General features: G+C 62.6%; 11 protein-coding genes. 3 read left to right on the top strand and 8 right to left on the bottom strand.

Annotated features, from left to right (window positions below; genetic code table 11):
• The first annotated feature begins 68 nt into the window (after positions 1-68).
• Positions 69-431 carry a diacylglycerol kinase gene (locus ABOA88_RS15470; RefSeq protein ID WP_043208747.1) on the top strand — a complete coding sequence of 121 codons (363 nt, stop codon included), beginning with the start codon at positions 69-71 and terminating at the stop codon, positions 429-431.
• Here ABOA88_RS15470 and finR read toward each other — a convergent pair whose 3' ends face one another.
• Positions 432-1,358 carry a LysR family transcriptional regulator FinR gene (finR, locus tag ABOA88_RS15465; protein ID WP_043208745.1) on the bottom strand — a complete coding sequence of 309 codons (927 nt, stop codon included), beginning with the start codon at positions 1,356-1,358 and terminating at the stop codon, positions 432-434. It abuts the gene before it with no gap.
• Between the two features lie 120 nt (positions 1,359-1,478).
• On the opposite strand from finR, the gene fpr reads away from it, so the two are divergent.
• Positions 1,479-2,258, top strand: coding sequence for a ferredoxin-NADP reductase (fpr, locus tag ABOA88_RS15460; RefSeq protein ID WP_043208743.1), 780 nt, complete (start codon positions 1,479-1,481; stop codon positions 2,256-2,258).
• A gap of 166 nt (positions 2,259-2,424) precedes the next feature.
• Here fpr and tsaA read toward each other — a convergent pair whose 3' ends face one another.
• From tsaA to rimO, 5 genes are all read right to left on the bottom strand, one after another.
• Positions 2,425-3,120: a tRNA (N6-threonylcarbamoyladenosine(37)-N6)-methyltransferase TrmO gene (gene tsaA / locus ABOA88_RS15455; RefSeq protein WP_196167553.1), complete on the bottom strand. Its 696-nt coding sequence runs from the start codon at positions 3,118-3,120 to the stop codon at positions 2,425-2,427.
• 5 nt (positions 3,121-3,125) lie between these two features.
• On the bottom strand, positions 3,126-3,587 hold the full coding sequence (locus ABOA88_RS15450; RefSeq protein WP_070572307.1) for a DUF1456 family protein: 462 nt from the start codon (positions 3,585-3,587) through the stop codon (positions 3,126-3,128).
• Positions 3,588-3,680: 93 nt separating this feature from the next.
• On the bottom strand, positions 3,681-4,391 hold the full coding sequence (locus ABOA88_RS15445) for an rRNA pseudouridine synthase (RefSeq protein WP_196167552.1): 711 nt from the start codon (positions 4,389-4,391) through the stop codon (positions 3,681-3,683).
• A gap of 124 nt (positions 4,392-4,515) precedes the next feature.
• Entirely contained in the window at positions 4,516-4,974 is a 459-nt protein-coding gene (locus tag ABOA88_RS15440) for a GNAT family N-acetyltransferase (RefSeq protein WP_196167551.1), read from the bottom strand.
• A 91-nt stretch (positions 4,975-5,065) separates the two neighbouring features.
• Entirely contained in the window at positions 5,066-6,397 is a 1,332-nt protein-coding gene (gene rimO, locus ABOA88_RS15435; protein WP_196167550.1) for a 30S ribosomal protein S12 methylthiotransferase RimO, read from the bottom strand.
• A gap of 235 nt (positions 6,398-6,632) precedes the next feature.
• On the opposite strand from rimO, the gene ABOA88_RS15430 reads away from it, so the two are divergent.
• Positions 6,633-8,531 (top strand): potassium transporter Kup, encoded by a 1,899-nt coding sequence (locus ABOA88_RS15430; RefSeq protein ID WP_196167549.1) that lies wholly within the window; start codon positions 6,633-6,635, stop codon positions 8,529-8,531.
• A 76-nt stretch (positions 8,532-8,607) separates the two neighbouring features.
• On the opposite strand, the gene ABOA88_RS15425 is transcribed toward ABOA88_RS15430, so the two are convergent.
• Both ABOA88_RS15425 and mprF read right to left on the bottom strand, forming a co-directional pair.
• Positions 8,608-9,900, bottom strand: coding sequence for a virulence factor family protein (locus ABOA88_RS15425; RefSeq protein ID WP_196167548.1), 1,293 nt, complete (start codon positions 9,898-9,900; stop codon positions 8,608-8,610).
• Entirely contained in the window at positions 9,900-12,542 is a 2,643-nt protein-coding gene (gene mprF, locus ABOA88_RS15420; protein WP_367851417.1) for a bifunctional lysylphosphatidylglycerol flippase/synthetase MprF, read from the bottom strand. Before mprF ends, ABOA88_RS15425 begins: the two co-directional genes overlap by 1 nt.
• Positions 12,543-12,626: the final 84 nt, after the last annotated feature.

The following is a 12,626-nucleotide window of genomic DNA, read 5'->3' as shown; positions in this document are numbered from 1 at the left end:
TATATTCACGCTTTTTTGACCCGGGTTGGACTAATCTGCTGGCCCTTTAATCGGTGAAGTAACCGTCCATGTCGCCATTCAAGGGCCAGACCGGCCTCAAACGTATCTTCAACGCCGCCGGCTACTCGCTCGACGGCCTGCGTACTGCTTTCAAGGGTGAGGCGGCGTTCCGTCAGTTGGTGCTGGCCAACGTCGTACTGATTCCGTTGGCCTTCTGGCTGCCGGTCACCCGGGTGGAGCGCGCAATCCTTATCGCCGTGTGCCTGCTGGGGTTGATCGTCGAGTTGCTCAATTCTGCAGTGGAGGCGGCCATCGACCGTATCTCCCTGGAGCGCCACCCCTTGTCCAAGAATGCCAAGGACATGGGGAGCGCTGCGCAACTGGTAGCGATGACCATGGTGGCGCTGGTGTGGGGGGTCATCCTGCTCTGATCAGGCAATCGGCGGCAGGACGATCTCGTCACTGCGGCTGACGCCGGCGGTGAAGTTACGGCACAGTTCGAGGAATTCGCGCATGGCCGACGTCTGGTATTTCTGCTTGTGCCAGATGAAATAGAACTGCCGCGACAGATCCAGCTCGGGCGTTTCCACCGCCACCAGGCTGCCGCGACGGAACGCGTCGCGCAGGGCCAGGCGCGAGATGCAGCCGATGCCCAAGCCGGATTCAACGGCGCGTTTGATCGCCTCGGTGTGCTCCAGCTCCAGGCGGATATTGAGGTTGGCGCGGTGATGACGCATGGCCTGGTCGAACGTCAGCCGCGTTCCCGAGCCTTGCTCGCGAAGAATCCACGCCTCGTGGGACAAGGTCTCCACATCTGCCCGGCCCACCTTGGCCAAGGGGTGCTGGGGCGCGCAGAACACCACCAGTTCATCTTCCACCCAGGGCTGCACTTCCAGATCCGGGTGATTGCAGTCGCCTTCGATTAGACCCAGGTCAATTTCATAGTGCGCGACCTGCTGCACGATATGTACGGTGTTCTGCACATGGAGTTTGACCTGGCTCTCCGGGTGACCCTGCATGAAACTGCCGATCAGCAGGGTGGCCAGGTAGTTGCCGATGGTCAGGGTGGCACCGACCGAGAGCGATCCGAAGCCGGACTTGCCATTGAGCAGATCCTCGATCTCCTTGGCCTGGTCGAGCAGGGCGACGGCCTGGGGCAGCAATTGATGGCCCAAGGCGTTGAGGCTCAGCCGTTTACCCGCGCGGTCGAACAGCTGGCAGCTCGATTGACGCTCCAGTTCAGTGATTGAGGTGCTGGCGGCCGATTGCGACAACGCCAACAGGCTTGCGGCCCGGGACACACTTTGGTGCTGGGCGACGGCGACAAAGACTTGCAGCTGACGAAGCGTGAATCGCATATCTATATAACCGATAAGACATATCTTGATAATCCATTTAACAGATATTGTCGCTGCCCCTAAAATATCGCGCAATAGTGCGCTAGGTCCGCGCCGCGTCTTTCTTCAGGAGCCCCATCGATGAGCAACATGAACCACGAACGTGTCCTCAGTGTGCACCACTGGAACGACACTCTGTTCAGCTTCAAGTGCACCCGTGATCCGGGCCTGCGCTTCGAGAACGGTCAGTTCGTGATGATCGGCCTGCAACAGGACAACGGCCGTCCGCTCATGCGCGCCTATTCCATCGCTTCGCCTAACTGGGAAGAGCATCTCGAGTTCTTCAGCATCAAGGTGCCGGATGGCCCGCTGACCTCTCAGCTGCAGCACCTGAAGGAAGGTGACGAGATCATCATCAGCAAGAAGCCCACCGGTACCCTGGTCCTCGACGACCTGAACCCGGGCAAGCACCTGTACCTGCTGAGCACCGGCACTGGCCTGGCGCCGTTCATGAGCGTCATCCAGGATCCGGAAACCTACGAGCGCTTCGAAAAAGTGATCTTGGTTCACGGCGTGCGCTACGTCAACGAAGTGGCCTACCGTGAGTTCATCACCGAGCACCTGCCGCAGAACGAGTTCTTCGGCGAGGCGGTTCGCGACAAGCTGATCTACTACCCGACCGTGACCCGCGAGCCGTTCGAGAATCAGGGGCGTCTGACCGACCTGATGCGTAGCGGCAAGCTGTTCAGCGACATCGGCCTGCCACCTATCAATCCGCAGGACGATCGCGCCATGATCTGCGGTAGCCCGAGCATGCTCGACGAAACCGCCGAGGTCCTCGACAGCTTTGGTCTGAAGATCTCCCCACGCATGCGTGAGCCGGGTGACTACCTGATCGAGCGTGCTTTCGTCGAAAAGTAAGGCGAATCGCACAACGCAAAAACGCAGGCCAAGGCCTGCGTTTTTTTATGTCCGAAAAACGGTACCGCACATTGTAAAAGTTGGCAAAGCCTGCGACGGGCGCGTAATGGTGCCAAGCGCCGGACAATGCGGCGGCGACTGCACCGCCTTGAATTTTCCGGAAGACTCAAACCTCCGGTACGACTTCCAGAACACGGATCTGGTCTGGCTGCGGGTAGTGCCAGCGCACCTGGACATCCCAGAACTTCACCCCATACACCCGATCAGCTGGCGGTACCTGGTAAGCCGGGCGTGGGTCCTGCGCCAGGCACTGCTCGATCAGCTCGACCAATGGCTCTCGAAGACGCAAGGCATGTGTATGGGCCTGGGGCAGGGCGGCCTCGCTCCAGGTCACGGCAATAGGTTCAGGCGCATCGCTGGCCATCTGGTTGGTTGCATCACCGATGCTGTCGGCGTACGGCACATAGGGCTTGATGTCCAGCACCGGCGTCCCGTCGAGCAGGTCGATCCCCGACAGCAGCAGACGACCTGCCTCGACACCCTCCAGGCGCACCACTGACTGGCCGATACCATTGGGTCGGTGAGTGGCGCGGGTGGCGAACACGCCCATACTCTTGTTGCCCCCCAGGCGCGGCGGGCGCACCTTCAGGCGGGGCTTGTCCTCCAGAGCCTGGTGGAATAGGAACAACAGCCAGACATGACTGACCTGTTCGAGCCCGGCGACGGCATCACCCTGGTCGAACGGGGGCAGCAGCTCCAGCACGCCACGTGCGGCGGGCGCCAGCTGCGGCTGGCGAGGTATGGCGAACTTCTCCTTGAAGCATGAGCGGACGATGCCGACCGGTGAGACCGTATGTCGCATCGTGCTCAGCCACGCACACGCAGGGTCAGGCCCTTGAGGAAGTTGCGCAGCAGTTGGTCGCCACAAGGTCGGTAGTTGTCATGGCCGACTTTGCGGAACAGCGCGCTGAGTTCGGGTTTGGACACCGGGAAGTTGACCGACTTCAGAATCACATGCAGGTCTTCTTCCTTGAGCTCGAAGGCCACACGCAACTTCTTGAGGATGGTGTTGTTGCTCACCGGTACTTCGATCGGTTGCGCCGGGCGGCTGTCATCGCGGCCTCGACGGTGAATCACCAAACCGTCGAGAAAATGCGCCATGACCCGCTCCGGGCAACGCACGTAGCCGGCTTCATCTTCTTTCTTCAGATAGGTGGCGACCGCTTCGGCGGAAACTTCGAGGCCGGTCAGCCCAATGATCTCGGCCATTTGGGCGTCGCTGACCTTGAGCATGTAGCGCAGGCTGCGCAGGACATCGTTGTGGTTCATGGTGACAAATCCTGTTCAGGCGCCACGCCAGCAGTGGCGTGGCGATAATGCTAGGGGCAGTGTGGCCGGGTGCCGATACATGGCATACAGGGCCTAGAAGCGTTCGTTGGACGCCAGGTAGCGCCACTGCCCGGCGGGCAGCTTGCCCATGGACACTCCGCCCAGGCGGATACGGCGCATACCCAGCACCTTGAGCCCAAGGGCGGCGCACAAGGCGCCGATCTGCCCGGGCCGTGGATTCTTCAGGGCCAGGCGTAGATGGCTTTCGTTCTGCCAACTGGCCTTGGCCTTGGGCAGCTCCTGGCCACTGCGGGTAATGCCACGGGCAAGGCGCTGCAAGGCCTCTGCCGACGCCTGGCCTTCGACCTGGACGATGTACTCCTGCTCCATCCGATGCAGATCGGCCTCGAGCTTGCGGGTGACTCGCCAGTCCTGGGTGTAGAGCTGCATACCGGTTGCGCCGGGTTCCAGGGGGGCGACACAGGACAACCTGGCGAAGTGACCATGCAGCGGGCGCACCGAGGGTGGATGGGCTTCGCTGAGGGTAGCCATGGTCATGCTGCTGCGACCTGTCTCGGCATTCTGACCGGCCGTTTGGTTGAGCAGGAGCGTGACCGGTGGCAGTTGCTCGGCGCGTGCTCCCGGTAGCAGTGCAACCGGCTCGGCCCCGACCTTGTAGTGGGGTTGCTCGACCACGACGCCATCCACCGTGACCCAGCCGCCCTCGATGTACAGCTCGGCCTCACGGCGGGAGCAACCGAGTTGCTCGATAAGGCGTTTGGAGAGGCGCACGGGTTCTGACATGAAGGCAATTCGCAAAATGAGGCAGGGAAGGCCGTCATTGTACCTGTCTGGACGATCTTGGGGCTGGGAATCTATGTCATTTACGCCATTTCAGGAGGGGCGTACGGCATCCTGCATCCAAAGCTCAAGAGCCTGTGCGAATCAGTGTCATGTGCAGTAAGGGATAAGGTTGACCTAGCCCATCGGTTTCCGAACGCCCGGTGACTTCGAACCCTTCATGCAGGTAGAACCCCAGGGCCTGGGGGTTTTGCTCGTTGACATCCAGGCGCTCGGCATTGAGTTCGTCGATCGCATAGCGCAACAGCCGTTTGCCGATGCCCTGGCCACGGTACTCGGGGGCGACGAAGAGCATGTCAACCCGGCCATTGGCGACGCCGGCGAAGCCACGGATGCGTCGGGTGCTGTCTCTGCAGCAGACCAGCATCACGGCATCCAGATAGCGGCGCAGCACATGTTCGCGCAGTAGCACGATATAGGCATCGGGCATGAAGTCGTGGGTGGCGCGCACGGAGGCCTCCCAGATCCGTACCAGTTCCGGGTAGTCGCTCACATTTGGCGTTTGAAGCGTCAGTGCCGGTTGCATCGCGTTGCTCCTGCTGGGTCCTGAGGAAAACATAGATGCAAAAAAAAGCCCCGCCAGTGGCGGGGCTTGATTGGGGGGCGTCCGGGAGTGCTCAGATGGGCTCTGCCCACATGTCGTACTCATCGGCATCGACGATGCGGCAGCGCACTTTGTCGCCTGGCTTGAAGCCGTGATCGCCATCGATGAACACGCTGCCGTCGATTTCGGGGGCATCGAAGAAGCTGCGGCCAACCGAACCTTGCTCCTCGACTTCGTCGATCAGCACGTCGATTTCCTTGCCGATACGCAGTTGCAGGCGTGCGGCGCTGATGGCCTGCTGATGTGCCATGAAGCGGTCCCAGCGCTCCTGCTTGACTTCGTCCGGGACTTCTTCCAAGCCCAGGTCGTTGGCCGGGGCGCCTTCGACCGGCGAGTACTGGAAGCAACCGACGCGATCGAGCTGGGCTTCGGTCAGCCAGTCGAGCAGGTACTGGAAGTCTTCTTCGGTTTCGCCGGGGAAGCCGACGATGAAGGTCGAGCGGATCACCAGCTCAGGGCACTGCTCGCGCCAGCTCTTGATGCGGGCCAGGGTGCGGTCCTCGAAGGCCGGACGCTTCATGGCCTTGAGCACCTTGGGGCTGGCGTGTTGGAAGGGGATATCCAGGTACGGCAGGATCTTGCCGGCGGCCATCAGAGGAATCACGTCGTCGACGTTCGGGTATGGGTAGACATAGTGCAGGCGCACCCAGGCGCCGAGGCTGCTCAGGGCCTCGCACAACTCGAGCATGCGGGTCTTGACCGGGCGACCGTTCCAGAAATCGGTCTTGTACTTGACGTCCACACCGTAGGCGCTGGTGTCCTGGGAGATCACCAGGATCTCCTTGACGCCGGCCTTGACCAGGCGCTCGGCCTCGCTCAGCACTTCGCCGACCGGGCGGCTGACCAGCTTGCCGCGCATCGACGGGATGATGCAGAAGCTGCAGCTGTGGTTGCAGCCTTCGGAAATCTTCAGGTAGGCGTAGTGACGCGGGGTCAGCTTGACGCCCTGGGGCGGGACCAGATCGATCAGCGGGTTGTGGTCCTGACGCGGTGGAACCACTTCGTGTACGGCATTGACCACCTGCTCGTACTGCTGCGGGCCGCTGACCGACAGCACGCTCGGGTGCACGTCGCGGATGTTGCCTTCCTCGACACCCATGCAACCGGTGACGATGACCTTGCCGTTTTCCTTGATCGCCTCGCCGATCACTTCCAGGGATTCGGCCTTGGCGCTGTCGATGAAGCCGCAGGTGTTGACCACCACCACGTCGGCGTCCTCGTAGGTAGGCACGACTTCATAGCCTTCCATGCGCAGCTGGGTCAGGATGCGCTCGGAGTCAACGAGCGCCTTGGGGCAACCCAGGCTGACGAAACCGACCTTCGGGGTGGCGGGAGTGGTGGACATGGCTAACCTCGGTATTGAAGACAGATCGCCCGGCCGCTGACGGGGGCGATACTGATGGGCGCTTTTGGCGCCTCTGATCAAAAAGTGCGCAATTCTAGCGAGCGCAAGGTCGCTTTACCAGCAGAAATACGACGAACGCTGCGCTATGCTTCGCGCCGTTGCGCGGGGGCATCCGGGATGGCTCGGCGCGGGTGCAATTCAAATGGGTCTAGAAGGCCTTCTGCGGGAGTGGTCGATGGTTCAGGCAAGCAGTCACGCCGAAGGTGGGCAGGGGGCGACACGCTCGCTGGGCCTGCTCGTAGCAGCTGTTGGGGTGGTGTATGGCGATATCGGTACCAGCCCGCTGTATACCCTCAAAGAAGTCTTCACTGGGGGGTATGGGGTACAGGTCAACCATGATGGCGTATTGGGCATCCTGTCGCTGATTCTGTGGTCGCTGTTGTGGGTGGTTTCGTTCAAATACGTGATGTTCATCCTGCGTGCCGACAACCAGGGGGAGGGCGGCACCATGGCGTTGACCGCGCTGGCGCGCCGGGCCACAGCCAATTACCCGAAGCTCAGGGCGCTGATGGTCGGTTGCGGTCTGGTCGGTGCCTCGTTGTTCTACGGTGACAGCATGATCACCCCGGCGGTGTCGGTGCTTTCGGCGGTTGAGGGCATGGGGCTTGCCTTCGACGGAATCGATCATTGGGTGGTGCCGGTCTCGCTGGTGGTGCTGGTGGCATTGTTCCTGGTACAGAAGCATGGCACCGAGAAAATCGGCAAGCTGTTCGGGCCGATCATGGTCACCTGGTTCGTGGTGCTGGGGGCGCTCGGGGTGCATGGCATCGCGCAGAGCCCGGAAGTGCTCAAGGCGTTCAATCCGGGTTGGGCGCTGAACTTCTTCATTGTTCACCCGGGCATGGGCGTGGCGATCCTCGGGGCGGTGGTACTGGCGCTGACCGGTGCCGAGGCGCTGTACGCCGACATGGGGCACTTTGGCCGCAAACCGATCGCCCGAGCCTGGTTCGCACTCGTGCTGCCCGCCTTGGTGCTCAACTATTTCGGGCAGGGCGCGATGCTGCTGCAAAACCCTGAAGCGGCGCGCAACCCCTTCTACCTGCTGGCGCCGAGCTGGGCACTGTTGCCGCTGGTGGGACTGGCCACGCTGGCGACTGTGATCGCTTCCCAGGCGGTGATTTCCGGGGCCTTTTCCCTGACCCGCCAGGCCATCCAGCTCGGTTACATCCCGCGGATGCAGATCCAGCACACCTCCAGCGACGAGCAAGGGCAGATCTACATCAGTGCGGTGAACTGGACCTTGATGGTCGGCGTCGTGCTGCTGGTGATCGGCTTCGAGTCGTCCGGCGCGTTGGCCGCAGCCTATGGCGTTGCGGTGACCGGCACCATGCTGATGACCACCATCCTGGTGTCGGCAGTGATGCTGCTGCTGTGGAAGTGGCCACCGGTGCTGGCCGTGCCGATTCTGTTGGGCTTCTTGTTTGTCGATGGATTGTTCTTCGCCGCCAACGTGCCGAAGATCGTGCAGGGCGGCGCGTTCCCTGTGCTGGCGGGGATCGTGCTGTTCGTCCTGATGAGTACCTGGAAGCGCGGTAAGCAGATTCTGGTGGACCGTATCGACGAGGGAGCCCTGCCGCTGCCCGTGTTCATCAGCAGTATCCGCGTACAGCCGCCGCATCGCGTCGAGGGCACGGCGGTGTTTCTTACCGCGCGGGCGGACGCTGTGCCCCATGCGCTGTTGCACAACATGTTGCATAACCAGGTGCTGCACAGTCAGGTGGTGCTGTTGACGGTAGTCAGTGAGGACCGGCCTCGGGTGCCGGAACACGAGCGCTTTGAAGTGGAGGCCTATGGCGATGGGTTCTTCCGCGTGTTGCTGCACTTTGGCTTCATGGATGAACCGGACGTGCCGGCGGCGCTGAAGTTGTGCCACCTGGACGGGCTCGATTTCAGTCCGATGCGCACCACCTACTTCCTCAGCCGCGAGACAGTGATTGCCTCGCGCCTGGAGGGCATGGCGCGGTGGCGTGGCAACCTGTTCGCGTTTCTGCTCAAGAATGCCAACGGTAACCTGCGGTTCTTCAACCTGCCGCTGAACCGGGTGATCGAATTGGGAACGCAGGTCGAGATCTGATTCCCCATGGGCATTGGTACAGCTGATCGCAGGGCAAGCCCGTGATCAGCTGTCCGAAGCGGCCCGCAGGTTTATTTCAGTTCTGTTCCGCCACGCTGGACTTCCCCTGGCGCGTCTCGATCTCGCTGATCAGGCGCTTGGCCAGGGCCGGATAGTTCTCGTCGAAGTGATGCCCGCCAGGCAGCTTCAGGCGTTCACCGACTGCGGTCTTGTCGGTACATCCACTTTCGTCGGTCTCCTCGACGCCATAGACACACACCACCTTGGGCGCCGGCAGCTTGGCCATTTCCGGGCCGGTCGGGGCTTCCTGACCTTCCTTGCCCAGCCAGCCCTCGACCTCGATCTCGAAGCTGCCGCTGCGGGCAAACGCCAGCAAGATCACGGCATCGATCCGCTGTTTGTCTTCATCCGGCAGGCGGTTGTAGATCGCCGGCAGCACGTCGGCGCCGAATGAGTAGCCGGTGAGCACGAAGCGCTTGGTACCCCATTTCTGGCGATAGTGCTGCATCAGCTCAGAAAGATCGGCGGCGCTCTGCTCCGGCGTCTTGTGCTGCCAGTAGTAGCGCAGCGTATCGATCCCTACGACCGGGTAGCCGAGCTTGGCCATTTCGCCGGCGACGTCGCGATCCAGGTCACGCCAGCCGCCGTCCCCGGAGAGGAACAGGGTGACGGTGTCGGTGGTCTGCCCGGCAGGGACCTCTACCACCGGAATGCTCAGGGCATTGCCGTCCTTGCCGACCAGGGCCTGGGTCAGTTGAGCTTTTAGCACCTGGGGCAGGTGAATGTCGTAGTCGGCGATGCTGGTCTCGGCATTCGACTGGTCGCGTACAAATGCGGCACTGGCATCGTCGGGGTTGTCATTCCACGCCACGTTCCAATGGCCATGGGCGGCGGACTTGGGCAGGGGCTGGCAACCGGGTTGTTCGAGGGTGAAGTCCACGGAGATAGCGCGGGCCTTGTCATCGCTCTGGGTGGCCAGCCAGCGCCAGGCCTGGGCGGCGCCGGGGCCAATACCGGCCACCAGGTTCGGCGGCGCGGCCAGCTCGCCCATGGCTTGGTCCAATGCGCGCTGCTGCTTGACGCAGTCGCCAGGCGGCAGGAGCACCTGGACCAGCTGGGCCTCGCCGGCCTGGCTCAGGTCCAGCAATTGTTTGTCGCTGAGCGCCTGATCCTGGGGTACAGCGATGGCCACGTGGGCCTTGGCGTGTACGCCCGGGATGGCGCGGACCAGGCTGCTGCCATCGGCCAGGGTCAGATGTTCCAGGCGGGCCTCGGGCGCTGGGCGGGTCCACAGCCAGAAGGCTGCGGCACCGGCCAGCAAGGCCAGAAGCAGGGCGCCGGTCAGGTAAAGCCAATAGCGTCGGATCATCAACGTTTCACCAATCCAGTCAGGCCGCCTGCGATCAGGGCGGCGGTATCGGCCAGTGCCACCAACGGGTCGAGCCCGGCCGGCACAGCCATGTAGCGGGGTTCCCAATCCGGTTGGAACTTGTCCTTGAAGCGACGTAGTCCCTGGAAGTTGTACAACTGCTCGCCGCGCTGGAACACCATCGAACCCAGGCGCTGGGTCAGGGGGGCGCCGCGTCGGGGCTGAAGGCCGGAGAGCGGCACCATCCCGAGGCTGAAGCGGGCGTAATCGTGGTTTTTGTAGTGCAGGATCAAGCCGATCATCATGAACTCCATGGTCAGCTTGGGCGCTTGCGGGTGGGCGCGCATCAGGTCCAGGCTCGCAAGCTCTTTGCCCTGGGTTTCCAGCAGGTTGGCAAAGGCCACCGGCAGGCCCTGGAAGCGGATCAACGCGACACGGAAATGCTGCAGGTACTCGGGGCTGAAGCGACCGAGGGAGAAGCCTTTTTCACGTACGTTCTTGCCACCGAGCCAGGCGTCGGAAATTTCCTTGAGTGCCTCCAGCGGGGCATCGCCTGGCTCATGGATCTCCAGGGTCAGCCCGTCACGGCCGCCGCGGTTCCAGGTATAGCGCAGGTCTTTCATCTCCTTGCCCTTGGCTTCGAGGTCGAAACGGCGCAAGTCCACCCGCGCTTCTTCGCCGAGCTTGAGTGCGGTCAGGCCGATATCCATGTAGAACGGCAGATTCTCCGCGCGGACTTGATAGAACACCGGGCGGGCGTGGTGCAGATCGCAAAGATCACGGAATTGCCAGATCATCTCGGCGCGTTCCTGAGCGGGGCCGATCGGGTCGTACAGGGCGACCAGGCTGCGGCCGCGACGGGCATACATAAGGAAGGCCTTGTGATTGGGATGGAACAGCAAGGCTTTGTCGCCGGTGAGCGCCAGGCCACCGTCGGGTTGGTCGGAAGCCATCAGGATGCGCTTGGCCTGTTGCAGTTCCTCATCGTTGGGCAGGTGGATCACGGGCCGTGCGGTGCGCAGCAGCCAGGTCAGCGCGACGACCACCAGCAGCACTGCACTGCCCATGGCGGCGCGCAGGCCGCGTGGAGCGTCGGCATCGAGGGTGAACTGCCACCACAGTTCGTGGCTGTACGGCACATCCTGGTAGGCGAACAACAGCAGCCAGACCGAGGCGCCGACCACACAAACGCTTGCCACCAGGTACACCGGCGAGAAGGGCAGCTCCAGCAACCGGCTTGGGCGATAGAACGAGCGACGGAACAAGGCCAGCAGCGCCACTGTGAAGATCAGCACGCTGGCCTCTTCCCAATCGAAACCCTTCAGCAACGACAGCAGCGCGCCTACCAGCAGCAGGACGGTGGTCAGCAGCCAGGCGGCCGATAGTCGCCGGCGTAGCCCTTGAGCCAGCAGCAGACACAGCACCCCGATTAGGCTGGCGCCAAAATGCGAAGCATCGATCAGGCGATGGGGCACCAGAAAGCCCATGTGCTCAAGGCGCGTGTCGATCTCGGGCGTGGCCCCGGAGAACAACAGCACGACGCCGGATAGAAACACCAGGATTGCCAGCACCGGTGCAGCAAGCCCAGCGGCTGCGTTGATCGCCTGGCGGGCGAACAGCAGGCGGCGGGCTTCGCTTGCCAGCAGCAGCACACAGGCCACCAGCAAGGGCAGGACCACATAGATCAGGCGATACAACAGCAAGGCGGCTGCCAGTGGCGCGGCGCCCAGTTGATTGGCGAAGGCGGCCAGGAGAATGGCTTCGAACACCCCCACGCCACCTGGTACATGGCTGAGCACACCGGCAGCCAGGGCGAGCAGGTAGACCAGAACGAAGGCGCCGAAAGGTGGGGCTTCGGGCAGCAGTAGATAAAGCACGGTAGCGGCGGCGGCGACGTCCAGGGCGGTGATCAGCAACTGCAGGGCGGCCAAGCGGGCGCCTGGTAATCGCAGGGTGCGCCGTCCAAATTGCACCAGCAGGCTGTCAGCCAGAGGTTGCTCGTCGAGGCGGCGTCGATAGAGGCCGATCACCAGCACGGCCGTCAGTGCCAGCACTGCCACGGCGATGCTGGCCAGCAAGGGGGTAGGCAGGCGCAGGGCGGTAGTGGCTCCGGGCAGGTTGCTCAATGTTGCTAGCGCTGCCAGAGGGGGGAGGGCGCAGCCCAGGGACAGGCTGGCGAACACGGTCATGCGCGCGATTTCAGCGGCGCCTAGACCGTGGCGCGCATACAGTCGATAGCGTACCGAGCCACCGGACAGGATCGACAGCCCGACCGCGTTGCCAATGGCAAAGGCGCTGAAACCGCCCAATGCCAGTGTGCGGGCCGGTAGCTGAACCGCAGCGTAACGGCTGGCGGACCATTCATAGCCCAGCAAGGTCACAAAGCCCACGACCGTCGCCAGCAAGGCGCCCGCCAGAGACTGTGTTGGCACGCTGAGCATGGCGTCGTGCAGGGCATAGATGTCCAGTTCACTCAGCAAGTGCCGGCAGGCGATCAAAGCCATGCTGAACAGCAGCAGCGTCAAGGCCAGCCCCAAGGGTTGGCGATACCGACTCAGCCGCTCCAGCCAGGGCAGACGGCGGGCAGCGGTGGGAAGCGCGGTGGCGAGGGACACCTGAGGTTCGGAGTCGTGTGAGGTCATGGGTAACCTCGGGCCAGGAGCGCGAGGTTGGGCAGAGGTGCGGCCAAGTGAAAGTCCCTTCGGAAAACGTATCCAGATATTACT

Source organism: Pseudomonas sp. PKS, from assembly GCF_051913525.1.
GTDB lineage: Bacteria > Pseudomonadota > Gammaproteobacteria > Pseudomonadales > Pseudomonadaceae > Aquipseudomonas > Aquipseudomonas guariconensis_D.
Note: the sequence above shows the minus strand (reverse complement) of the source record. Positions and strands in the feature narration are given on the sequence as shown.

What these genes read in the sequence shown, in the direction of transcription:
- ABOA88_RS15440 (WP_196167551.1), bottom strand. Translation starts at nt 4,974, where the DNA reads ATGCAACCGGCACTGACGCTTCAAACGCCAAATGTGAGCGACTACCCG.
- mprF (WP_367851417.1), bottom strand. Translation starts at nt 12,542, where the DNA reads ATGACCTCACACGACTCCGAACCTCAGGTGTCCCTCGCCACCGCGCTT.
- ABOA88_RS15470 (WP_043208747.1), top strand. Translation starts at nt 69, where the DNA reads ATGTCGCCATTCAAGGGCCAGACCGGCCTCAAACGTATCTTCAACGCC.
- tsaA (WP_196167553.1), bottom strand. Translation starts at nt 3,120, where the DNA reads ATGCGACATACGGTCTCACCGGTCGGCATCGTCCGCTCATGCTTCAAG.
- fpr (WP_043208743.1), top strand. Translation starts at nt 1,479, where the DNA reads ATGAGCAACATGAACCACGAACGTGTCCTCAGTGTGCACCACTGGAAC.
- rimO (WP_196167550.1), bottom strand. Translation starts at nt 6,397, where the DNA reads ATGTCCACCACTCCCGCCACCCCGAAGGTCGGTTTCGTCAGCCTGGGT.
- finR (WP_043208745.1), bottom strand. Translation starts at nt 1,358, where the DNA reads ATGCGATTCACGCTTCGTCAGCTGCAAGTCTTTGTCGCCGTCGCCCAG.
- ABOA88_RS15450 (WP_070572307.1), bottom strand. Translation starts at nt 3,587, where the DNA reads ATGAACCACAACGATGTCCTGCGCAGCCTGCGCTACATGCTCAAGGTC.
- ABOA88_RS15430 (WP_196167549.1), top strand. Translation starts at nt 6,633, where the DNA reads ATGGTTCAGGCAAGCAGTCACGCCGAAGGTGGGCAGGGGGCGACACGC.
- ABOA88_RS15445 (WP_196167552.1), bottom strand. Translation starts at nt 4,391, where the DNA reads ATGTCAGAACCCGTGCGCCTCTCCAAACGCCTTATCGAGCAACTCGGT.
- ABOA88_RS15425 (WP_196167548.1), bottom strand. Translation starts at nt 9,900, where the DNA reads ATGATCCGACGCTATTGGCTTTACCTGACCGGCGCCCTGCTTCTGGCC.